The organism is Rhizobium atlanticum (assembly GCF_030182485.1).
Classification (GTDB): Bacteria; Pseudomonadota; Alphaproteobacteria; order Rhizobiales; family Rhizobiaceae; genus Rhizobium.
On record NZ_JAQJCJ010000036.1, the window covers coordinates 1 to 23392 of the forward strand.

A 23392-nucleotide genomic window follows, 5' to 3' on the forward strand; every position below is an offset into this window, starting at 1 on the left:
GCCAGTTGACCGAGTGGACGTTGACGGGGGCTGCGACCCACTTGCCGTCATAGACGGAGAACTTCTGAAGTGCGGCCGGCACCGACTTGTCCCAGCCTTCCTTCTTGGCCGTCTCCGTCAGGTCGCCCATGACGCCGGCCTGCGCGTAATCGAGCACGGTATAGCCCAGCATCTGCGAGGCCGTCGGATAAGTGCCGGCCGCCACCATCGCCTTCAGCGCCGTCATCGCCGCATCACCACCGCCGCCGGCAACCGGAACGTCCTTCCAGGCAAAACCTTCCTTCGACAGATCCTCCTTAAGAACGTTCAACGCGGCCGCCTCGCCGCCAGACGTCCACCAGTGCAGCATCTGCACTTCCTTCACGTCGGCGGCCTGCGCCGCACCCAAACCAGCCAGCATCACGACAGCGACAGCTGCCGAGCTCATGAATTTGCGCATGAATTTCCTCCCGTTTGAAATCGGCGGCGGGACCCTCCCCGCCACCAGATGCGTCCCGCCATTGCGGCGGTCGGCATGAAGCCGCGCTCCTCCGCGCGGTTAACAATTTAAAACGTTATAAGCCTTTGGTCGTCAAGCCCTTTCTCGACACTCGAGAAAAATATGCTTATTCGCATAACACGTTGAATTGTAGTCAAATAATCCGAAAGGATAATGAGGTGTTAAAATTTAAAACGTTTTCATTCCTCGGATTGCGAACCCGAGTCATCATGTTATTGTATCGGCAATTCCAGCATGGAAAGCCTAGAGTGACCGAACCGTCCCGGCCGCATCGCGGCGAAAATGTTGATATTACGCCCAAGCGCGGCAAGCCGACCTTGCGAACGATCGCCTCGATTGCCGGCCTTGCGGTGACAACGGTGTCGCGCGCGCTTTCCGATGCGCCGCAGATTTCGCTCGAGACCCGCCAACGGGTGCACCGTATCGCCCGCGAAATCGGCTATCTCCCGGATCGGGCGGCGCAGCGTCTGAAGACAGGCCGCACCAACGTCGTCGCCATCCTGCTTGATTCCCACGAGGAGGTGGTCGGCTTCAGCACCTCGATCATGTACGGCATTGCCAAGGCGCTGAAAGAGACGTCCTACCATCTTGTCGTCGCTCCGAACTTCCTGTCGACAACCAATGTCGAAGCCGCCGAATACATCATCCGCAACCACCTTGCCGACGGGCTGATCTTCACCCGGACCGAGCCGCTCGATGCCCGCGTCCGCCTGTTGCTCGAAACCGGCTTTCCCTTCATCTGTCACGGCCGCACGGAATTTTCGACGCGGCATCCCTATGTCGACTACGACAACTTCACCTTTGCCTATGAAGCGACACGCCGGCTGATCGCCAAGGGCCGCACCAAGGTGGCGGTGATCCTGCCGCCGAAACGGCTGACCTTCTGCCAACATATCCTGCACGGCTTCATGACGGCGGTACGGCAGGCCGGCGTCGCCTATGAAATCCCCGAGACCGTCGATCTCGACACGCCGGCGGATGTGCTGCGCGACTTCATCCGCGGCCGCGCCGCCGCGCCGGGGGCTCCCGATGGTTTCATCTGCCCCGGCGAAGTTTCGGCGCTTGCCGTCATCAGCGGCATGAGCGATACCGGCCAGACGCTCGCGGCCGACTACGATATCGTCGCCAAGGAGACATCGCGCCTTCTCACTCAGTTGCAGCCGAAGGTCGATACGATCCATGAGGATCTGACGGCGGCGGGAGAGGATCTCGGCCGCATGCTGCTGCATCGCATCAACAATCCCGACGCGGAGAATTTGCAGCTTCTTCTGCCGCCGCAGATCAACTTTCCGATCGGTCAACGCTAAAACTGTTTTCATGAAGCGTGATTTGGCGTAGAAGCGCGCGTGTAATCCGGTCGCAGCCCACCCGGTCAAAACAAGGGAATCCAAAATATGAAAACCATCGTCGTCTGCTCCGGCGGACTCGACTCCGTTTCGCTTGCCCACAGGATGGCGGCGGAAGAGCAGCTTATCGGTCTCGTCTCCTTCGACTATGGCCAGCGGCATCGCAAGGAACTCGACTTTGCCGCCCGATGCGCCGCGCGCCTTGCCGTCCCCCATCATATTATCGACATCGCCGCCATCGGCGGCCATCTCAGCGGATCGGCCCTGACCGACAATGTCGAGGTTCCGGACGGCCACTACGCCGAGGAAACCATGAAGGCCACCGTGGTACCCAACCGCAATGCCATCATGCTGGCCATCGCCTTCGGCCTGGCCGCCGCGCAGAAAGCGGATGCGGTCGCCGTCGCCGTGCATGGCGGCGATCACTTCATCTATCCCGACTGCCGGCCGGGCTTTATCGATGCTTTCCAGCGCATGCAGAACGAAGCGCTGGACGGTTATGCCAGCGTCAAGCTGCTCGCACCCTATGTCAACATTTCCAAGACTGACATCGTGGCCGATGGCGCAAAACACGGCACGCCTTTCGCGGAAACCTGGTCCTGTTACAAGGGCGGCAGTCTCCATTGCGGGCGCTGTGGAACCTGCGTCGAACGTCGCGAAGCCTTCCACCTTGCCGGTGTCGCCGATCCGACGGAATACGAGGATCGCGACTTCTGGAAAGCGGCGGTGTCGCAATTTGCCGCGACGGAGGTGCGTTGATGTACCGCATCACCAAGGAATTTCATCTCTCCGCCTCGCATCAGTTGGATCATCTGCCGGCCAATCATCAATGTGCCCGGCTCCACGGTCACAACTATATCGTCGTCATCGAACTTTCTGCCGAAACCCTGAATGACGACGGCTTCGTTCGCGACTATCACGACCTCTCGCCGCTCAAAAGCTATATTGACGAGACTCTCGATCATCGACATCTGAACGACGTGTTCGGTCATTCGAAAGTCACCTCCGAGTTCCTGGCCAAGCACTTCTACGACTGGTGCAAGCAGCGCTTCCCCGAGACTTCGTCCGTCCGCGTCAGCGAAACGCCGAAGACCTGGGCGGAGTACAGGCCATGAGCGCGGAGACCATCCGCGTCAGCGAGATCTTCGGTCCGACCATACAGGGCGAAGGCGCATTGATAGGCCTGCCGACGGTATTCGTCAGGACGGGCGGTTGCGACTATCGCTGCTCCTGGTGCGATAGCCTTCACGCGGTCGATAGCGCCTTCCGGGATCAATGGATGCCGATGTCCGTAGAGTCGATCTGGCAGGAGGTCACCAGGCTTTCCGGAAGCAGACCGCTGACGGTTTCCCTTTCGGGGGGCAATCCGGCGATCCAGCCGCTGGGGCCGCTGATCGAACTCGGCCATGCCAAGGGATACCGCTTCGCGCTGGAAACCCAGGGAAGTGTCGCCCGGAACTGGTTTCGCGATCTCGATACGCTGGTCTTGAGTCCCAAGCCGCCGTCGAGCGGAATGCAGACAGACTGGGAGCAGGTCGACAATTGTCTTCGGCTGTCCGCCGGCGGACCGGAGATCGCTTTGAAAATCGTCGTCTTCGACGATGCCGATTATGCGTTCGCCCGAGAGGCGGGCGAGCGCTATCCCTATATTCCCTTGTACCTTCAGCCGGGCAACCATACACCGCCGCCCCCCGATGACGACGACGCGCGCATCGATATCGACGGCGTGATGGATCGCATGCATTGGCTTGTCGAGAAGGTGACAGTCGACCAATGGTTTGCGCCGCGCGTCCTGCCGCAACTGCACGTGCTGCTTTGGGGAAACAAGCGCCGCGTCTGAGCCCGCTATGGTTCCGGAAAAGCGAAGACATCGACAGGCTCTCCGAGCCCGCGCAACGGGAAGGTGCCGAGACTGTCCATGTCTTTGGCGCAGCCCGCCATTTCGACGAAGGCCCGCGACAAGAGCACCGGCCGCTTGACCTCCTTGGTCAGGCTTTCCAGCCTCGAGGCGACATTGACCGCCGGGCCGATGACGGTGAAATCCAGCCGGCGGCGCGAGCCGATATTGCCGTACATGACATCGCCGACATGCACACCGACGCCGTAGCGCAGCGGTTCCCGTCCCGTGCGCAGGTGCTCCTCGTTCAGCTCGGCCATCGACGCCTGCCCTTCGCGGATCGCCTGCAGCAGATCGAGGCAGGCCGTCTCCTTGGCTAGCGGGAAGATTGCCAGCAGCCCGTCTCCCATGAACTTCAGGATTTCCCCGCCATGTCGTTCGATCGGATCCGACATGGCGTCGAAATAATCGTTCAGCAGGTGGATGACGTCATCACGCGGCCAGAGATCGGAGATCGCCGTGAAATCGCGCAGATCGCAGATCATGATGGCCGCGCCGACGGTCGCGCCGCTGCCGCGGGTCGTGACACCTGACAGGATATGCTCGCTCGCGTGCGGTCCCACATAGGTCTGCAGCAGCGTGCGTGCCATGATGTTCTTCAGCCTGATCTCGCTGACCAGGGTCAGCGCCGGCAGGAGATCGCGTAGGAAATCGGTATGCTCGCCCGTAAAACCACCCGGCCGAGATGTGGAAAATGTCACGACGTGACGTTTCCCGAAAGTATGCTCGATCGGCCAGGCGATGTATTCCGTGAGGCCGTCGTCGCGCAATTCCTGAAAGAGACTATCTTCGTCGTCTTCGGCTGCACCTTCCAACTGTTTACGAAACTCCTCCGCACCCTGATGGATCGCGTTAACCGGGCTCTTCAAGAATTCCGGCGTGGTTTCGACACCATAGGCGAATGTATCGATTTTCGCTTCCGCCATGCCCTCTTTCCAAAGGATGCGGGCGCCGATCCATTGCGGATGGTTAGTCCTGAAATGCAGCGTCGCGCGCGCCACCGGCACCCCCGCTGCCAAAAGCTTTTCGCACATTGCCACCAGGATGTTGTCGATGAAGCGCTCGCCGCGCGTCTCGTTCACCAGCCAGTCGAGGATCCGCCTCCGGCGGATCGGCCAGGCGCCGTCATCCGTTTCAACGGCAGCCCCGGCGTTGTTCAAAAAAGAAGACATCGAAACCCCACTACGCCGCATCACCGACGAACACCGAATTCATTTTCCGTGAATGTGGTCGATGGCGAAGCAAATGATAAGGGGAGACTGCAATTAAGTCTCAGAAATCCCAGTCCTCGTCTTCGGTGGCCACGGCCTTGCCGATGACATAGGAGGACCCCGAGCCGGAGAAGAAGTCGTGGTTCTCGTCGGCATTCGGCGACAGCGCCGACAAGATCGCCGGATTGACCTTGCAGGCTTCGGCCGGAAACAGTGCTTCGTAGCCGAGGTTCATCAGCGCCTTGTTGGCATTGTAGTGGAGGAACTTCTTGACGTCCTCGCTCAGTCCGACTCCGTCATAGAGCGCTTCGGTATATCTCGCCTCGTTATCGTAGAGGTCGAGCAGCAGGTCGAAGGCGAAATCTTTGATCTCCTGACGGCGCTCTTCGGAAAGCCGTTCCAGCCCGCGCTGAAATTTGTAACCAATATAATAGCCGTGCACCGCCTCGTCCCGGATGATGAGCCGGATCATATCGGCCGTGTTGGTGAGTTTGGCGCGGCTCGACCAGTACATCGGCAGATAGAAGCCGGAATAGAACAGAAAACTTTCCAGGAAGACGCTGGCGACCTTCTTCTTCAAAGGGTCGCCGGAGGCATATTGCTCAATGACCAGCGCTGATTTGCGCTGAAGAAATTCATTCTCCTCGGACCAGCGATAGGCATCATCGACATCAGGCGTCGAGCACAGCGTAGAGAAGATCGAGGAATAGGAACGGGCATGCACCGCTTCCATGAAGGAGATGTTGGAAAGCACTGCCTCCTCATGCGGCGTCGCCGCATCCTCCATCAACCTGATGGAGCCGACTCCGTTCTGAATCGTGTCGAGCAGCGTCAATCCGGTGAAGACCCGAATGGTCAGCTGCTGCTCGGCCGCCGTCAGCGTCGCCCAGGAAGGGATGTCGTTCGACAGCGGCACCTTTTCCGGCAGCCAGAAATTGCCGGTGAGGCGATTCCAGACCTCGAGATCCTTGTCGTCCTCGATGCGATTCCAGTTGATGGCGCGCACGCGGCTGATTGGCGTTACGGCGATGTTCATGATGATTTGTCCTTCCAATATCTGATGGCGCTCGGAGCCCCTCACCCTGCCCTCTCCCGAGGGGAGAGGGGATGTGGCGTCCGCCGCAAATGTCTTCTCCCCATCGGGGGTCCGAAGGACGGGTCGAGACCCGTGGCTCGACCCCGGCCGGTGCCGGCAGGCGGATGAGTGGGCCATTTGCTCAAAGGCACGCGGCCGAAATCAAATCACAGCGTACAAGACACGCAGCCCTGCACTTCGGTCCCCGACAGCGCCATCTGGCGAAGGCGGATGTAGTAGATCGTCTTGATGCCCTTCTTCCAGGCGTAAATCTGCGCCCTATTGATGTCGCGTGTCGTCGCCGTATCACGGAAGAACAGGGTCAGCGACAGGCCTTGGTCGACATGCTGGGTTGCTGCCGCATAGGTGTCGATGATCTTCTCCGGCCCGATCTCGTAGGCGTCCTGATAGTAGTCGAGATTGTCATTGGTCATGAACGGCGCCGGATAATAGACGCGGCCGATCTTTCCTTCCTTGCGGATCTCGATCTTCGAGACGATCGGATGGATCGAGGAAGTCGAGTGGTTGATATAGGAGATCGAGCCCGTCGGCGGCACCGCCTGCAGGTTCTGGTTATAGAGGCCTGAGGCCATCACCGCCTTTTTCAGCGCCACCCAGTCTTGTTGTGTCGGAATATGGATGCCCGATTTGTCGAACAACGCCTGCACCTTTTCGGTCGCCGGCTTCCATTCCTGCTCGGTATATTTGTCGAAATAGTCACCTGAAGCGTATTTCGAATTCTCGAACCCCTTGAAGCTCACACCACGCTCGACCGCCAGACGATTGGAGGCACGCAGCGTGTGATAGGTCACCGCATAGAAATAGATGTTGGTGAAATCGACACCTTCCTCAGAGCCATAGAAGATGCGTTCGCGGGCGAGGTATCCGTGCAGGTTCATCTGCCCGAGGCCGATCGCATGGCTCTCGTCATTGCCTTTCTCGATCGAAGGAACCGAGGAGATATGGCTCATATCGGACACCGCTGTCAGCGCCCGGATTGAGGTCTCGATCGTCTTGCCGAAGTCGGTCGAATCCATCGCCGCAGCAATGTTCAGCGAGCCGAGATTGCAGGAAATATCCTTGCCGAGATGCTTGTAGGAAAGGTCGTCATAATAGTCGCTCGCCTCGCTCACCTGCAGGATCTCCGAGCAGAGGTTGCTCATGGAGATGCGCCCGGCAATCGGGTTCGAGCGGTTCACCGTGTCCTCGAACATGATGTAAGGGTAGCCGCTTTCGAACTGGATTTCGGCGATGACCTGGAAGAATTCGCGCGCCTTGATCTTCTTCTTCGAGATGCGGGCGTCCGCCACCATTTCCCGGTACTTCTCCGTCACCGAAATCTCGGTGAAAGGCACGCCGTAGACCCGTTGCACGTCGTAGGGCGAGAACAGGTACATGTCCTCATTGTTCTTGGCGAGTTCGAAGGTGATGTCGGGCACGACAACGCCGAGCGACAGCGTCTTGATGCGGATTTTCTCATCGGCGTTTTCACGCTTGGTGTCGAGAAAGCGCATGATATCGGGATGATGGGCGTTCAGATAAACCGCACCCGCCCCCTGCCGCGCACCGAGCTGATTGGCATAGGAGAAGCTGTCTTCCAGGAGCTTCATGACGGGGATGATGCCGGAGGACTGGTTTTCGATCTGCTTGATCGGCGCGCCCGCCTCGCGGATATTGGTCAGCGACAGGGCCACGCCGCCGCCGCGTTTCGACAACTGCAGCGCCGAATTGATCGACCGGCCGATCGATTCCATGTTGTCCTCGACGCGCAGCAGGAAACAGGAAACGAGTTCGCCGCGCTGCTTCTTGCCGGCATTGAGGAAGGTGGGCGTTGCCGGCTGGAAGCGGCCGGAAATGATCTCATCGACTATGTCGCGAGCAAGGGCCTCATCGCCGCGCGCCAAAGCCAGCGCCACCATGCAGATGCGGTCTTCGTAGCGCTCGAGATAGCGCTTTCCGTCGAAGGTCTTCAGCGTATAGCTGGTGTAATATTTGAAAGCCCCGAGGAAGGTGGGAAACCGGAATTTCCTGGCATAGGCCTGATCGAACAGGTCGCGGACGAAATTGAAGGAATACTGGTCGAGAACCTCCTGCTCGTAATAGCCCTCCGTGACGAGGTAATCGAGCTTTTCCCGAAGATTGTGAAAGAACACGGTGTTCTGGTTCACATGCTGCAGGAAATATTGCTTGGCCGCCATGCGATCCTTGTTGAGCTGGATCTTTCCCTCGTCGTCGTAGAGGTTGAGCATCGCGTTCAGTGCATGATAGTCGAGTGTTTCGGCCGCTTTCAGCGGTTTTGCGCCCGCGTCCCGCGTCAGATTTGTTCCCGTGTCCAAAATCGTCCCATCCCGTCTTTGACATTGGCGATATCCTCGGCAGTTCCCAGGAGCTCGAACCTGTAGAGGTACGGCACCTGGCACTTCTTCGAGATGACATCGCCGGCGATTCCATAGGTCTCGCCGAAATTGCTGTTGCCCGCAGCAATCACGCCGCGGATGTTGGAGCGGTTTTCCGCCTCGTTGAGGAAGCGGATCACCTGCTTGGGCACGGCCCCTTTACCGCCGTTTCCGCAATAAGTAGGCGAGATCAGCACATAGGGTTCGCGAATGTGGATGGCCTCAGCGCCGAGGGGGATGCGCGCCGCGCGCAATCCCAGCTTCTCGACGAAACGATGGGTGTTCCCGGATCGGCTGGAATAATAGACGATCAGCCCCACCGCTTTTCTCCGGTCAGGAGAGCGCGCTGATCATGTCGGGGCGGAAGCCCGCCCAATGCTGCTCGCCGGCAACGACGACCGGAACCTGCATGTAGCCCATGCCACGCACGCGATCGAGCGCTTCGGCATCCTCGGAAATATCGACGATCTCATAATCCACGCCCAGGCGATCGAGGGCGCGGTAAGTGGCCGTGCATTGGACACAGGCCGGCTTGCTGTAAACGGTAACGCTCATCATGTTCCTCGTGAAGTCAATGAATTCAGGACGCAGGACTGGGATCGGGCGCCATGCGGCGTCCGGGGAAATGCTTGATAGTGATCTGGCAAGGTTGGCGCTTTAAACGCCTGACTTGGTCCCTCGCAGGATGTGCGCGGGCGCCGGCCTTGATGCTCTCGACATGACTTCAAACCCCGAAGTGCTCATGCGGTCGTTCGGGGCAGCGCAACAGGCGCGGATCATTCCGCTGCATGCACGCGACCTTCCGGACACCCCGCCCGTGGACGTTTCATTCAAGGCAGGTCTCCTGGCTCACGGGTCGAAGCACCTGCCCAGCCTTCCCGAGGTATCATGCCCCAGTGACCCGAAATCGGACAGTTGCTCTCCGCTCACAGTTGCGGGGGCAGCTCCGGCCTTGCCCCACCCTCATGGCGAGACGCACCGTATTCCCGTCTTAGCCCACGATCCTCACGAATCGAAGGAACCTTGAACACTAGATATAGTACGCGAATCGAAATTCACGTCAACGGATGGTTTGTGCGTTGCGTTACGGCAGGTTTGAAATTACTGCGTTCCTGTGAAAAACTATGGATAATGAAGGCTTAAACAAAACGAACTGTGGAGAAGGCCTGAACGACGAGAGCCGGCCTGTAGCCGGCTCTGCGGTTTTCGATTCCGGATCGGCCCTAATCGGCGCTCCGAAGAGGAAAGGATTTATTCCTCTACGCGGAGCAGCCTGAGCGCGTTGATCGTAACCAGCACGGTGGCTCCGGTATCGGCGAGAATCGCCGGCCAGAGCCCGGTGATCCCGATGATCGTGGTCACCAGGAAGACAGCCTTCAACCCGAGTGCAATGGTGATATTCTCGAGGATATTGCGCATCGTGCGCTGCGAAAGCGCGATCATTCGCGCCACGTCACCAACGCGCCCGTGTAGCACGGCGGCATCGGCCGTCTCCAGCGCCACATCGGTGCCGCCGCCCATGGCGATACCGATGTCGGCGGCGGCGAGCGCCGGCGCGTCGTTGATGCCGTCGCCGACCTTGGCGACTATGAAGCCCTTGCGCTTCAATTCGCCGACGACCCGCTGCTTGTCCTCGGGCATCATCTCGCCCCGCCAGTCGATGCCGAGCATGCCGGCGACGGCCGCCGCCGTCCGCTTGTTGTCGCCCGTCAGCATCATCGCCTTGACCCCGGCCGATTTGAGCGCCGAGAGCCCGGCCCCGGCATCCTCGCGCGGCTCGTCGCGCATGGCGATCAGGCCGGCCGTGGCGCCATTGACGAGCAACGCCGACACGCTCTTGCCCTCATCATTGAGCCCTGCAATACGCGCCTCCTGTTCCGCGTTGAGCACCCCACGTTCGCGTGCGGCGGGCGGCGACAAGAGATCCAATGTCTCGCCGCCGACTTTGCCGGTGACACCCTTGCCCGGCAGCGCTTCCAGCTCGAAGGCGGGCGGCACGGGCACGCCGTCCTCCTTGGCGCGGACCAGGATAGCGAGCGCCAGCGGATGGCTGGAGCCCTGCTCCAGCACCGCCGCGCGTGACAGGAGCTGCGCCTCGCTCAACCCAAAGGAAAGGATGTCGGTCACCCGAGGCTTGCCTTCCGTCAGCGTGCCCGTCTTGTCGAAGGCGACCATCGTCACCTTGCCGAGCGTCTCCAGGACCGCGCCGCCCTTCATTAGCAGCCCGCGCCTCGCACCGGCCGACAGCGAAGCGGCGATCGCCGCCGGCGTCGAGATGACGAGGGCGCAAGGGCAGCCGATCAGCAGGATGGCAAGACCCTTGTAGATCCATTCACTCCACGTGCCGCCGAAGAACAGCGGCGGAACGACCGCGATCAGGGCGGCAACCACGACCACACCCGGCGTGTAGTAGCGCGAAAACCGGTCGATGAAGCGCTCCGTCGGCGCCTTCGATTCCTGCGCTTCTTCAACCAGCTTGACGACGCGGGCGATCGTATTGTCGGCAGCGGCCGCTGTGACTCGAACCCTCAGCACCGCATCGCCGTTGACCGTGCCGGCATAGACAACCGCGTCGACGCCCTTTCGCACCGGCGTACTCTCGCCCGTTACAGGCGCCTCGTCGATCGCGCTCTCGCCTGATACGATGACGCCGTCGGCAGAGATGCGATCGCCGGGGCGAACCATGATAACCGTGCCGACGGCAAGGCTTTCAGCCGGCACCTCCCGCATCTGCCCATTGTCTTCGAGCAGCGCAGTCTTCGGCACCAGGGCCGTCAGCGACTGTATGCTTTCACGCGCCTTGCCCGCCGCCACGCCTTCGAGCAACTCGCCGACGAGAAACAGGAATACGACCGTTGCCGCTTCCTCGCCCGCATTGATGATGACGGCGCCGACGGCGGCGATCGTCATCAGCATCTCGATCGAAAACGGCGTGCCGGAGAGAGCCGCCATGACGGCGCGCCGCGCGATCGGCACCAGGCCGACCAGGATGGCGACGATGAAGGCATAGGATGCGATCGCCGGCACGAGATGGCCGACGGCATAGGCGGCAATCAGCGCCGTACCCGAGAAGATGGTCAGCCGGCCCTTTTTGCTCTGCCACCAGGGACCGGCCATCGGCGCATGGTCGTGCCCATGCAGACCTTCGATTTCCTTCTCGTCATGGGCATGGCCGTGATCATGCCCGGCACGATCGTGATCTCCATGGCCATGAGCGGCATGTTCGTGATGATGGTGCGCGCGGTCTTCACGCGCGGGCGCCGCATTTCCGGCAAAGGGCGAGACGGAATAACCAAGCCCCGTCACCTTCCTCTCGACTGCCTTGAGATCGCTGCTGCCGTCATGCCGGACGGTCATGGTGCCCGTCACCACCGAGACTGAGACATCGGCAACGCCCGCTATGCGCCTGACTGCGGTATCGATCTTGCTCGCGCAGGCGGCGCAATCCATGCCGCCGACCCTGTATCGTGTCTCGCTCGTCTCAGCCATATCCGCTTCCTTGTCAAACAGAAGCATCCCTCCTACATCCTCTAGCGACTAGAGGTGCAAGAGAAAAATCATGAAAAAGATCACGATTGGCGAGGCGGCCCGCCGGAGCGGCGTCAAAGTGCCGACGGTGCGCTATTACGAGAGCATCGGCCTGCTTGCGGCCCCGAGCCGCAGCGAAGGCAACCAGCGATCCTTCGAACCTGCCGACATCAGCCGCCTTGCTTTCATCCGCCACGCGCGCGAGCTCGGTTTCGAGATCGAGGCAATCCGCACACTGCTCACGCTGCAGGATGATCCGAACCAGTCCTGCGCCTCGGCCGACGCCATCGCCAAGGCTCGCCTCGTTGAGGTTGAGCAGCGCATCCGCAGCCTGATGGCTTTGAAGGCCGAGCTGGAAATGATGGTGGAGGGCTGCGGCCACGGCCGCGTCGACCAGTGCCGCGTCATCGAGATTCTCGCCGACCATGGTCAATGCACGCATTCTCACCATTGACGAACCTGCACCCTTGCAGGTGAGCAGCGGCCGCGCCAAAACTGCGCCGGAAGGAATCGGGCGAAGACATCATGAGCCAGAAACGGATTGCGATCATCGGTGGCGGCCCCACGGGTCTTGCGGCTGCCGAGCTGCTTTCGCTCTCCGGCCATGCTGTGGCAATCTACGACGCCATGCCGACCTTCGCCCGCAAGTTCCTGCTGGCCGGCAAATCGGGCCTCAACATCACCCATTCCGAGGATTATGCCCGTTTCGTTACGCGCTTCGGAACGGCTTCAGCCCGTCTGCGTCCCGCTCTCGACACCTTTACTCCCGGTGATATCAGGGATTGGGCCGCAGGGCTCGGCACCGAGACCTTCGTCGGCTCCTCCGGCCGGGTTTTCCCCAAGGTGATGAAGGCTTCTCCTTTGCTGCGTGCCTGGCTCAAGCGGCTTGAAGAGCGGGGTGTTGCGTTGCGCACCCGCCATCGCTGGACCGGCCTTGTCGAAGACGGTTACGTTTTCGAAACGCCGGAAGGGCGTAGCATCGTCCATTGCGACGCCGCCCTGCTGGCGCTTGGCGGCGCAAGTTGGCCGCGCCTTGGCTCGGATGCCGCCTGGCTGCCCTGGTTGGCCGAGAGGGGCGTCGAGATCGCTGCTTTCCGGCCCGCCAATTGTGGCTTCGTCGTCGACTGGAGCGCCGGCTTCAGCGCGCGTTTCGCCGGCGAGCCCGTCAAGTCGGTCACCGCCACATCCGAAGCCGGCACCTTTCCCGGCGAGTTCGTCATCACCGGCAGCGGCATCGAAGGCAGCTTGGTCTACGCCCATGCGGCCAGCCTCCGCGACCGGCTGCTGCACCACGGCAGCGCTACTCTGACGCTCGACCTCGCCCCGGGCCGGACGATCGAAAGGCTGGCGCGCGATTTGACGCGGCAGGACACCAGGTCGAGCTTTTCAAACCGCCTGCGCAAGGGTGCCGGGCTTGAAGGCGTCAAGGCGGCATTGCTGCGCGAGCTCGCGCGGGACCGCGACCGAGCCGATCCCGAACGTCTCGCCGGCGTGATCAAGGCTCTGCCGGTACCGGTTCTCGATACAAAGCCGATTGCCGAGGCGATCTCCTCTGCAGGTGGCATCCGCTGGACCAGCATCGACGAAGACTTCATGCTGAAGGCGCTGCCCGGCACCTTCGTCGCCGGTGAGATGCTCGACTGGGAGGCGCCGACCGGCGGCTATCTCCTCACCGCCTGTCTGGCGACCGGCCGTGCAGCTGGGCGCGGCATCGAGGCTTGGTTGCGGCGCTAGAACAGAATCGGGACAACAGCTGTTCCCCGATCAGGCCGAGGCCGGATGAAACGTCAAGGCAAGACCGTTCATGCAGTAGCGAAGCCCGGTCGGTTTCGGGCCGTCATCAAAGACATGACCGAGATGGCCGCCGCAACGGCTGCAATGCACAGCGGTCCGCGTCATGCCTAAGCCGGTGTCGCGCTCCGTGCCGACGGCGTCTTTAAGAGGCGCCCAGAAGCTCGGCCAGCCGGTGCCGCTGTCGAATTTGGTCGCCGAAGAAAACAGGTTCTGGTCGCAGCCGGCGCAGGCGAACCTGCCGTTCCGCTCCTCGTGCAGCAAGACGCTGGTGAAGGGAGACTCCGTCCCCGCCTGGCGCAGGACGGCATACTGATCCGGCGTCAGCAGCTTGCGCCATTCCGCCTCGCTGTGCGTCACCGCGAAGGTCTCGCCGGCGATCGCCTCACCGATCAGGCCCAAGCGAACTGCCATCGCTCCGAAAGCGGCGCCCATCAGCAACAATCGTCTGTTCAACATGGTCGGTTCTCCTCGCCGGCAAACTTCGTTTCTGCACAGAACTTCGGACGGGAGCAGTCTTTTGTTACACGAAGACGGCACGAACACCGAAATGTGAATTCAGTCCTTTCGTCGGGAAGAGTCGGGGATTGAGGACCGCCAAGTGCGGGCTGATTGCAAACCCGCGGCTTTTCCACCAGACTGCGCTGAATTTCGGTGGGAGGAGCCGATGCACGAACACTCTGCACATGCCGAGCACGTCTACACGTCGGCCCAACGCGACTCCGCCGCCGCCAGTTCTCCGGTGGTCGCCTCCTGGCGGCGGTGCATGACGATGCACCAGCTCGCACCCGAGGACGAACGGGCGCCGCTGCGCCTGACCGACGAGGAGTTCCGGCGCGCCCGCGAGCAGTCCGGGCAGCTGATTGCCAGCGCGACGGAAGAGCTCGATCGTCTCTTCAGCACCGTCGGCAAGGCCGGCTGTTGCTTGCTTCTGACGGACAGGAACGGCATTGCGCTGGAGCGCCGCGGGGCTGCCGGCGACGACAAGGAATTTCACGAACTCGGCCTCTGGACCGGCTCAATCTGGACCGAGGCGAGCATCGGCACCAACGGCATCGGCACGGCGCTCGCCGATGAACGCGCCGTCGCCATTTTCCGCGATCAGCATTTCTTCTGCGCAAATACCAGCCTCAGCTGCACGACGGCGCCGATCCGCGATCACCGTGGCCGGTTGGCCGCGGCGCTTGATATCTCTACCTGCCGCAACGACGTAAACGAGATGACCTTGGCGATCCTGACGCAGACCGTGCGCGATGCGGCCATGCGCATTGAACTCAATCTCTTTCGTTCGGCCTTTGCAGGCGCCCGTTTCCTGATGGTCCCGAGCCCCGCCAATTCCGCCGCCGCTCTGCTCGCTGTCGACCGGCACGACCTCGTGCTCGGCGCAACCCGCGCCGCCCGCATCGCGCTGCAACTGGACGACAGGCGGATCGCCACCGGCATCCCTGCCGCCGATGCCCTGCATGAGGCTGGGGTCTCGCAGCAGGAGGAGATCATCGAAGCCGAAAAGGCAGCCTTGCTGCGCGCGCTGTCGCGCACTAGCGGTAACGTTTCGCAGGCAGCCTCAGCACTCGGGATCAGTCGCGCCACTCTGCACCGAAAGATGAAGAAGTTCGACCTACACTGAGCACGCCTACGAAGGTTCCATCGACATGCGGTAATCACGACACGATCCTGTCGCATCCCTGCGACAGTGTGCACTGCGATATGGATGACATGCTCTGTTCCGGCCGCTGAAACATGCGCATTTTCCTCGCACTGGTTCGCTTGGGAACCTGGACCATCAAGGGAGGATGACATGCTTCATCAGAAAATCGTAGAATCGCCATTCAAGCTGAAATACGGCAACTATATCGGCGGCGAATGGCGCGAGCCGGTCGAAGGCAGATACTTTGAAAACGTGACCCCGGTCACAGGCGGCAAACTCTGCGACATCCCACGCTCCGATGAAAAAGACATCAATCTCGCGCTCGACGCGGCCCATGCGGCCAAGGAAAAATGGGGCCGGACGTCCGCCGCCGAGCGCTCCAATATCCTCATGAAGATCGCCCAGCGCATGGAAGACAAGCTGGAACTGCTTGCCCAGGCAGAGACCTGGGACAATGGTAAGCCGATCCGCGAAACCATGGCGGCCGACATTCCGCTGGCGATCGACCACTTCCGCTACTTCGCCTCTTGCATCCGCGCCCAGGAAGGTTCGATCGGCGAGATCGACCATGATACCGTCGCCTATCACTTCCACGAGCCGCTCGGCGTCGTCGGCCAGATCATTCCCTGGAACTTCCCGATCCTCATGGCGACGTGGAAGCTGGCGCCGGCACTTGCCGCCGGCAACTGCGTCGTGCTGAAGCCGGCCGAACAGACCCCCGCTTCGATCCTGCTCTGGGCCGAACTCGTCGGCGACGTCCTGCCGCCCGGCGTGCTCAACATCGTCAATGGCTTCGGTATCGAGGCCGGCAAGCCGCTCGCGACCAGTCCCCGCATCGCCAAGATCGCCTTTACCGGCGAAACGACGACCGGCCGGCTGATCATGCAATATGCCAGCCAGAACCTCATTCCGGTCACTCTGGAACTCGGCGGCAAGTCGCCGAACATCTTCTTCGCCGATGTGATGGCCGACGACGACAATTTCCTCGACAAGGCGCTCGAGGGCTTTGCGATGTTCGCCCTCAACCAGGGCGAAGTCTGCACCTGTCCCAGCCGCGCCCTCGTCCAGGAATCGATCTACGACCGCTTCATGGAAAAGGCGGTCAAACGCGTCGAGGCGATCAAACAGGGCAACCCGCTCGATCCGGAAACGATGATCGGCGCCCAGGCATCGACGGAGCAGCTTGAGAAGATCCTCGCCTATCTCGACATCGGTAAGCAGGAAGGCGCCCAGGTTCTGGCCGGCGGCTCGCGCAACGATCTCGGCGGCGAATTGGCGAACGGCTATTACGTCAAGCCGACGATCTTCAAGGGCCACAACAAGATGCGGGTGTTCCAGGAGGAGATCTTCGGACCTGTGGTCGCGGTCGCAACCTTCAAGGATGAGAAGGAGGCGCTCGAAATCGCCAACGACACGCTCTACGGTCTCGGCGCCGGCGTCTGGAGCCGCGACGCCAATCGCTGCTACCGTTTCGGCCGCGAGATCCAGGCGGGCCGCGTCTGGACCAACTGCTACCATGCCTACCCCGCCCACGCCGCCTTCGGCGGCTACAAGCAATCCGGCATCGGTCGCGAAACTCACAAAATGATGCTCGAGCATTACCAGCAGACCAAGAACATGCTGGTCAGCTACAGCCCGAAGGCGCTCGGTTTCTTCTGAGATGTTTTCATATGGGAGAGGTTCAAAACCCCTCCCCACAAGGGGGAGCGGCTTATGATGCCGCTCCTCCAGCTTTCCCTACCGAAGTCTCAGCAAGGCGATACATCGCTTTTAGAACGAGGCAGTTCAACAAGTTAAGTCCCTCCCCTTGTGGGGAGGGGTCGGGGAGGTTTTTTTTCTTCCCCCAAACTTTAGGAGGAAGAACCATGGAAACGACCGTCGACGGCGAACCGCGTGTTCTCGCAACCGATGCGGCCCTTGATCTGATTGCAGAAATCAAGCGGGACCATCCCGATATCCTCTTCCACCAGTCCGGCGGCTGCTGCGACGGCTCTTCACCGATGTGTTATCCTGCCAATGAATTCATGGTCGGCGACAGCGACGTCAAGCTCGGCGAGATCGGCGGCGTGCCGGTCTATATCAGCGCCAGCCAGTTCGAGGCATGGAAACACACGCAGCTCATCATCGACGTCGTGCCGGGCCGCGGCGGCATGTTCTCGCTCGACAACGGCCGCGAGAAACGCTTTCTCACCCGTTCTCGCCTCTTCGGCGGCGGCGAGGCTTGCGCCGTACCGGATGCGACGGTCAGAACGGTCTGATCAAGGATCTGAAAGCGCGCTTGTCGTAATGCCCACCTGTATCCGGCCGAGAATTTCGGCTGTAGTATTCCCATAGTACCTGCTGCCGGGCGGTCTTTGTTAATCTTCGCCTGTTGGTTTCAAGGGAGGATGCGATGCCAGCTTCTAAGATCCTGATGATCACGGGTGACTTCACCGAAGATTATGAAACGATGGTGCCGTTTCAAACGCTGCTCGCCTGCGGCTATACGGTCGACGCCGTCTGCCCCGGCAAGAAGGCGGGTGAGACTGTCGCCACTGCCATTCACGATTTCGAGGGCGATCAGACCTACTCGGAAAAACGAGGTCATAATTTCGCGCTGAACGCCACTTTCGACAGCGTGCGGGCGGAGGATTACGATGCCCTGGTCATCCCCGGCGGTCGCGCGCCGGAATATCTTCGCCTCAATGCCAACGTCATCAAATCGGTCCGGCATTTCTTCGATGCCGGAAAACCCGTTGCAGCCATCTGCCATGGCGCGCAGCTGCTTGCCGCCGCCGGCGTGCTGAAGGGCCGCACCTGCTCGGCCTATCCCGCCTGCCGGCCGGAAGTCGAACTTGCCGGCGGCATTTACGCAGATATTGCAATTACCGATGCGATCTCGGACGGCAACCTAGTCACGGCGCCGGCATGGCCGGCGCATCCCTCCTGGCTGCGGCAGTTCATAGCCATACTCGATGCCTCGTCAATACCTGAAACCAACGCCGCCTGAGGAGGCGGCGGCGGGAGGACGACATGTGTGAACTCTTCATCAAGGCGGATGCGCGGCTATGGGAAAGCACCACCCGGTCGCTGCGCATCGATGGCATGGTCACCAGCGTCAGGCTGGAGAACTTCTTCTGGTCGAAGCTTGAGGAAATCTCCCGGCGCGACGGCATGAACGTCGTGCAGCTGATTACTCGACTGCATCATGAATCGATCGATGCCGGCCATGATCTCGGGAACTTCACATCCTTCCTGCGCGTCTGCTGCTCTCGGTACCTCGACCTGCAGCTCACCGGTGACATCCCGGCAGACGTCACCCGCCCGATCTCCGAGTTGGATGCGCCAGTCATCCTCGGCCGCGAACGGGAAAAATATCACTGAATCCCAACGCGACGGAGCTGGATGATGACGGGCGGAGCTCACTGCTCCGCGAACTTTCTCAAGATACCTGACTGGCGCGGTTGCGCAGGGGTTGCGTTGCGGCGCAGCCTGGACCAACAATGCGCGGCGTCCAGCAACGGCACCGTCAGGAGATCACTTGCCATGAACGACCAGAAAGCCGTGATCGTCACGGGAGCCGGCGGCAACCTCGGCAGCGCCGTTGTCCGGGAGCTTGCCGGCGCCGGCGTGAAACTCGTCTGCATGAACCGTTCGAGCCAGGAGCTGGAAACTTTGGCCGGCGAGCTTCCCGCGTCCAGCGAGTTTCTATCGATTGCCGGAACGGATCTCACCGATTACGCCTCCTGCGCTGCCGCCGTCGCCCGGGCCGTCAAGCGCTTCGGCGGCGTCAGTGCGTTGGTCAATACCGTCGGCGGCTTCCAGATCGGACCGGTCGGCCCGGATGCCCCCGCCCAATGGGACACGATGATGACCGCCAACGCCCGCACTGCGCTGACGATCAGCGCCGCGGTTCTCCCGACGATGAAGGCATCGGGCTACGGCCGCATCGTTCATGTCGCCGCCGCGCCCGGCCTGAAGGCCGGGCCCAACCAGGCCGCTTACGCCGCCTCCAAAGCCGCCGTCATCCGGCTGACGGAAGCGCTTGCCGCCGAATGCCGCGACGACCGCATCACCGCCAACTGCATTCTGCCCGGGACGATCGACACGCCTGAAAACCGCGCCGCCATGCCCAATGCGAAAACGGAGGGCTGGGTCTCGCCGCAATCGATCGCCCGCCTCATCGCCTTCCTGATTTCCCCGGCAGCAGCCGTCGTCACCGGCGCGGCGATCCCGGCGACCGGCCGCGAATAACACAAGGCGTGGCGTGATCGGCTGCTCCTTTGCGCGGGTCCGTGGGGTATGGAGCGACGAACCTGCAAGTTTTGCTCCAAGACATACGATCTGACTTGAGCTTCTGTTCGCCTTGAGGCAGCCTCATCTTCCCGGCTCAGGTGGCGGGCAGGAGACAGCGGGCGGGCACGATGGTGGTGATGATCGCATCTCGGCGGCATTTGCCAGAAAGCGGGTGGTTTCGATGACGGACGGTCCCGCATTACGCGCCGTCAGCGCCACGGGACTGGTGCGCGAGGAATGGTTCCTGGGTGTCAGCGTCGCGACGAGCTTGATCTTCCTTGCTTTCCAGGAGCAGATCTTCGCACAGCTTTCCCATCCTCTTTGGTTCGCTGTCGTTTTCGCGTGGCTGTTTGCCGTCGTGCTCGGCTCCGCTCTGTCGGTCGTTCGGCACGCAGACCACCTGGCGGAACGGCTGAAGGAGCCTTACGGCACGCTCATTCTGACGCTTGCCATCACCTCGATCGAGGTGATGGCAATATCAGCCGTCATGCTTCACGGCGAAAACAATCCCACGCTTGCGCGTGACACGCTGTTTGCAGTCGTCATGATCATTCTGAACGGCATGGTCGGCCTGTCATTGCTGCTGGGCGCGTGGCGGCGACCGGAACAGCAGCATAACCTGCAGGGCGCCAACGCCTATCTGGGGGTGATCGTGCCGCTGGCGACGCTCAGCCTGGTCATGCCGACATTTCTTGCAGGCCCGGACGGACAGCATCCATCGGCAGCAAGGCAACTGATACTCGGCATCATATCGGTCGGCCTTTATGCCACATTCCTGTCTCTCCAGGCCGGTCGCCATCACGATTATTTCACAACCGATCGCAACCGCGATCAGCATCCCGGCGAACAGGTGTCCCCTCGCGGACAGCTCTGGCCCCACACCGTTCTGCTCTTCGCCTATATGGGCCCGGTCGTCTTCCTGGTCGAGCAGCTTGCACGGCCGATCGACTACATCATTGAAACCCTGCATGCGCCGACCGCATTCGGCGGCGTCGTCATGGCCGTGCTTGTCGCGACGCCCGAGGCGATCAGCGCTGTGCGCGCATCCATCGCCGATAATCTTCAGCGCTCCGTCAATATCTTTTTGGGTTCGGTCTTATCGACGATCGGGCTGACCGTGCCGGCGATGCTGGTCGTCAGCCGTCTCTACGGACACCCGGTCACCCTCGGCCTGGAACACGGCGATCTGGTGATGCTCGTGCTCACCCTTGCCGTCAGCATCATCACCTTTGCCAGCGGCCGCACGCATCTGATGCAGGGGGCCGTGCATCTGGTGCTTTTCCTGGCTTACGTCCTGCTCATTTTCCAGCAATGATTTCCGCCGTCGCGAGAACAGAAAAGTAAAGAGTTCCACGCCCCCTCAATCTTCCGCTATGCTGACAGGAGCAATTGCACAACCTGCAAGCATCGCGACGCTTGCGGGATTGACGTGACGATGTGGGGGCAGGGCTTGAGCTCACTGTTGCTTGGCGGACTTGTATTTGTTTTTCTGTCGGCGGCAACATCGATAGGAATGATGGTGCGCGGCCGCTTGCCGGATCATCATCTCAGCTCGGAATCCAAGGACGTCATCAGGCTCGCGACCGCGGTGGTAGGAACGCTGTCGGCCTTGGCGCTCGGCCTGCTGATCGCATCCGCCAAATCGACCTATGACAACGCCGAAGTGGAGATGAGAACGGCAGCGGCCAGGGTCCTTCTGCTGGACCGCGTCATGGCACAATACGGCCCGGAAACCGGCGATGCGCGCCGGCTGCTGCGCCAGCTCATCGAAAGACGGCTGAGCCGCGGCTGGACTGCCGCGACCACCGACGAAGCATCCGGCAAGGCGCTCGGAGAATATCAGGATATCGAGGCGGTTCAGAGCGACCTTCGATCCTTGTCGCCTAGGGATGCCGTCCAGCACTTTCTCAAGACGCGCGCTCTCGATGTCAGCGGCATGGTGGCGGAAACCCATTGGCTGTTGGTCGAATCCGGCAGCGAGGGCCTGCCCTGGGCGTTCCTGGCGGTTCTCGTCTGTTGGCTCTCGCTGCTTTTTGCGACCTTCGGCCTGCAGGCGCCGCCCAATCCGACGGTACTGTCCATTCTTTTCGTCTGCGCGCTTTCCGTCGCCGGCGCGGTCTTCCTGATCTCGGATATGGCCAATCCCTATATCGGGCTGGTCCGCGTTTCGGACGCCCCCTTGCAGTCCGCCATAGAACGGCTCGGGAAACCGTAACCGCACTCCGGACCCCGCCTCTGCTCTTCCGGCCTCGTCACAGTTCAATTGTGCACTATGGGCTATTGCAATTTTTAGCAATGCCGCGACATAATACCGCATTAAGCCGTCGGCAGGCAGATTGGGGGCCGCCGTCGAGGCACGCATGAAGACGACAGCGCCACGCGTCGTTCAGCGGCGCAACGGACGCTGTTGCATTTTGAATTGCTGCATATTGTCCTTCGATCAATTGCGATTGGTGAACTGTGCAGTGGGCTCTTGACCTGTCGAGGCGGCGGCAATGCGTGGGAGATTGCATAAGGCTCTGCGACTTTTTGTGACATTTGCCGGCATGGCGGTTTTTGCCGGCTGCGAGGAGAGCGGCAACGCCTATGTTCCCCCGCCGCCGCCTGCGGTTCGGGTCGCACAGCCCGTGCAGCAGTCGGTGACGCTCTATTTCGAACTCACCGGCAATACCGCGCCGCTCAATGCCGTCGACATAGAGGCGCGCGTCCAGGGCTACATCCAGTCCATCGACTACCAGGACGGGATGATGGTGAAGAAGGGCACCAAGCTTTTCGGCATCGAGCGCGACACCTACCAGGCGCAGCTGGATCAGGCGAAGGCATCGCTCGCCTCGCAGCAGGCCTCCCAGGTCGGCGCAAAGCAGGAATATGACCGGCAGGTCAATCTGTCGAAGCAACAGGTCACTACGCAGACCGCGGTCGACAGCGCCAAGGCGACGCTCGACGAGGCGAATGCAGCCATCCTCAACGCCCAGGCCAATGTCGACCTTGCAACGATCAATCTCGGCTATACCGAAGTGCTGGCCCCCTTCGACGGCATCGTCACCGATCACCTCGTCGATATCGGCACGCTGGTCGGCGTGTCGGGCCCAACCAAACTCGCCAGCATCGTCCAGACCGATCCGCTTTATGCCTATTTCAACGTCAGCGAAACGCAGGTGCTGATGATCAAGGAAACCATGGCAAAGCAGGGACATACCTTCAGGCAGACCGACCTTCCGAGCATACCGGCGGAGATCGGCCTGCAGACGGAAGAAGGTTACCCGCATCAGGGGCATCTCGACTACGCATCGCCTCAGCTCGATGCGTCCACCGGCACGCTGCAGGTCCGCGCCGTGTTCGACAACAAGGACCACGCCATGCTGCCCGGCCTCTTCGTCAGAGTCCGGGTGCCGGTCGGCCACGACGACAAAGCCCTGCTGGTGCGCGACGATACGATCGGAACGAACCAGCTCGGCAGCTACGTGCTCGTTCTCGGCAAGGACGACGTCGTCGAGCAGAAGCAGGTCAAGACGGGCCAGCGTGAAGGTCCGCTCCGGGTCATCCAATCCGGCCTCGATCCGGCAGACTGGGTGGTGACCCAAGGGGTTCAGCAGGCCGTTCCCGGCAGCAAGGTCACGCCCGAGAAGATGGACATGAACCCGACGGCCAATGCCGCCGGCGATGCCAAGGCCAAAACCACAACGCAATGAATTCGCCGCCATGCTTCTTCTGAACGTCTGAGGA

The 23392-nt window shown here is 61.2% G+C and carries 22 protein-coding genes, 1 pseudogene and 1 riboswitch; of the genes and pseudogenes, 15 read left to right on the forward strand and 8 right to left on the reverse strand.

Annotated features, from left to right (window positions below; all coding sequences use genetic code 11):
* Positions 1-439, reverse strand: a pseudogene (locus PH551_RS30585) (extracellular solute-binding protein); the annotation flags it as partial.
* 308 nt (positions 440-747) lie between these two features.
* Here PH551_RS30585 and PH551_RS30590 point away from each other — a divergent pair.
* From PH551_RS30590 to queE, 4 genes are all read left to right on the forward strand, one after another.
* Complete coding sequence (locus PH551_RS30590; RefSeq protein ID WP_285196168.1) at positions 748-1806, forward strand: LacI family transcriptional regulator; 1059 nt, start codon at positions 748-750, stop codon at positions 1804-1806.
* Positions 1807-1893: 87 nt separating this feature from the next.
* Complete coding sequence (queC, locus tag PH551_RS30595) at positions 1894-2604, forward strand: 7-cyano-7-deazaguanine synthase QueC (protein ID WP_285196169.1); 711 nt, start codon at positions 1894-1896, stop codon at positions 2602-2604.
* Complete coding sequence (queD, locus tag PH551_RS30600; RefSeq protein WP_097601761.1) at positions 2604-2960, forward strand: 6-carboxytetrahydropterin synthase QueD; 357 nt, start codon at positions 2604-2606, stop codon at positions 2958-2960. Before queC ends, queD begins: the two co-directional genes overlap by 1 nt.
* On the forward strand, positions 2957-3685 hold the full coding sequence (gene queE, locus PH551_RS30605; RefSeq protein WP_285196170.1) for a 7-carboxy-7-deazaguanine synthase QueE: 729 nt from the start codon (positions 2957-2959) through the stop codon (positions 3683-3685). The genes queD and queE overlap by 4 nt, the downstream gene beginning before the upstream one ends.
* 5 nt (positions 3686-3690) lie before the next feature.
* Here queE and PH551_RS30610 read toward each other — a convergent pair whose 3' ends face one another.
* From PH551_RS30610 to PH551_RS30635, 6 genes are all read right to left on the reverse strand, one after another.
* On the reverse strand, positions 3691-4914 hold the full coding sequence (locus PH551_RS30610) for an adenylate/guanylate cyclase domain-containing protein (protein WP_285196172.1): 1224 nt from the start codon (positions 4912-4914) through the stop codon (positions 3691-3693).
* 100 nt (positions 4915-5014) lie between these two features.
* Positions 5015-5989: a class 1b ribonucleoside-diphosphate reductase subunit beta gene (gene nrdF / locus PH551_RS30615; protein WP_285196173.1), complete on the reverse strand. Its 975-nt coding sequence runs from the start codon at positions 5987-5989 to the stop codon at positions 5015-5017.
* A gap of 206 nt (positions 5990-6195) precedes the next feature.
* The gene (gene nrdE, locus PH551_RS30620; protein WP_285196174.1) at positions 6196-8364 is read right to left on the reverse strand and encodes a class 1b ribonucleoside-diphosphate reductase subunit alpha; all 2169 of its coding nucleotides are present in this window, start codon (positions 8362-8364) and stop codon (positions 6196-6198) included.
* A complete protein-coding gene (gene nrdI / locus PH551_RS30625; protein WP_085779584.1) occupies positions 8343-8744 on the reverse strand; it encodes a class Ib ribonucleoside-diphosphate reductase assembly flavoprotein NrdI in 402 nt (133 codons plus the stop codon). The genes nrdE and nrdI overlap by 22 nt, the downstream gene beginning before the upstream one ends.
* Before the next feature lie 13 nt (positions 8745-8757).
* Positions 8758-8979, reverse strand: a complete 222-nt coding sequence (nrdH, locus tag PH551_RS30630; protein WP_085779585.1) for a glutaredoxin-like protein NrdH — start codon at positions 8977-8979, stop codon at positions 8758-8760.
* Between the two features lie 262 nt (positions 8980-9241).
* A riboswitch (cobalamin riboswitch) is annotated at positions 9242-9465 on the reverse strand.
* Positions 9466-9675: 210 nt separating this feature from the next.
* Positions 9676-11913, reverse strand: coding sequence for a heavy metal translocating P-type ATPase (locus PH551_RS30635; RefSeq protein WP_285196176.1), 2238 nt, complete (start codon positions 11911-11913; stop codon positions 9676-9678).
* 70 nt (positions 11914-11983) lie between these two features.
* Between PH551_RS30635 and PH551_RS30640 the strand changes: the two genes are divergently transcribed.
* A complete protein-coding gene (locus PH551_RS30640) occupies positions 11984-12406 on the forward strand; it encodes a MerR family transcriptional regulator (protein ID WP_085779586.1) in 423 nt (140 codons plus the stop codon).
* Positions 12407-12477: 71 nt separating this feature from the next.
* A complete protein-coding gene (locus PH551_RS30645) occupies positions 12478-13686 on the forward strand; it encodes a TIGR03862 family flavoprotein (protein WP_285196177.1) in 1209 nt (402 codons plus the stop codon).
* A gap of 30 nt (positions 13687-13716) precedes the next feature.
* Here PH551_RS30645 and msrB read toward each other — a convergent pair whose 3' ends face one another.
* A complete protein-coding gene (gene msrB, locus PH551_RS30650; protein WP_285196178.1) occupies positions 13717-14202 on the reverse strand; it encodes a peptide-methionine (R)-S-oxide reductase MsrB in 486 nt (161 codons plus the stop codon).
* 208 nt (positions 14203-14410) lie between these two features.
* On the opposite strand from msrB, the gene PH551_RS30655 reads away from it, so the two are divergent.
* From PH551_RS30655 to PH551_RS30695, 9 genes are all read left to right on the forward strand, one after another.
* The gene (locus PH551_RS30655; protein WP_285196179.1) at positions 14411-15370 is read left to right on the forward strand and encodes a helix-turn-helix domain-containing protein; all 960 of its coding nucleotides are present in this window, start codon (positions 14411-14413) and stop codon (positions 15368-15370) included.
* A 171-nt stretch (positions 15371-15541) separates the two neighbouring features.
* Positions 15542-17050: an aldehyde dehydrogenase gene (gene adh / locus PH551_RS30660; RefSeq protein WP_285196180.1), complete on the forward strand. Its 1509-nt coding sequence runs from the start codon at positions 15542-15544 to the stop codon at positions 17048-17050.
* Positions 17051-17256: 206 nt separating this feature from the next.
* Positions 17257-17649, forward strand: coding sequence for a DUF779 domain-containing protein (locus PH551_RS30665; RefSeq protein WP_085779591.1), 393 nt, complete (start codon positions 17257-17259; stop codon positions 17647-17649).
* A gap of 134 nt (positions 17650-17783) precedes the next feature.
* The gene (locus PH551_RS30670) at positions 17784-18380 is read left to right on the forward strand and encodes a DJ-1/PfpI family protein (RefSeq protein ID WP_285196181.1); all 597 of its coding nucleotides are present in this window, start codon (positions 17784-17786) and stop codon (positions 18378-18380) included.
* Between the two features lie 23 nt (positions 18381-18403).
* Positions 18404-18754: a ribbon-helix-helix domain-containing protein gene (locus tag PH551_RS30675; protein WP_285196182.1), complete on the forward strand. Its 351-nt coding sequence runs from the start codon at positions 18404-18406 to the stop codon at positions 18752-18754.
* 162 nt (positions 18755-18916) lie between these two features.
* Entirely contained in the window at positions 18917-19624 is a 708-nt protein-coding gene (locus tag PH551_RS30680) for an SDR family NAD(P)-dependent oxidoreductase (protein WP_285196183.1), read from the forward strand.
* A gap of 223 nt (positions 19625-19847) precedes the next feature.
* A complete protein-coding gene (locus PH551_RS30685; RefSeq protein WP_285196184.1) occupies positions 19848-20981 on the forward strand; it encodes a calcium:cation antiporter in 1134 nt (377 codons plus the stop codon).
* Between the two features lie 135 nt (positions 20982-21116).
* Positions 21117-21881 carry a bestrophin-like domain gene (locus PH551_RS30690; protein ID WP_285196185.1) on the forward strand — a complete coding sequence of 255 codons (765 nt, stop codon included), beginning with the start codon at positions 21117-21119 and terminating at the stop codon, positions 21879-21881.
* A gap of 280 nt (positions 21882-22161) precedes the next feature.
* A complete protein-coding gene (locus PH551_RS30695; RefSeq protein ID WP_285196186.1) occupies positions 22162-23358 on the forward strand; it encodes an efflux RND transporter periplasmic adaptor subunit in 1197 nt (398 codons plus the stop codon).
* The last annotated feature ends 34 nt before the right edge of the window (positions 23359-23392 follow it).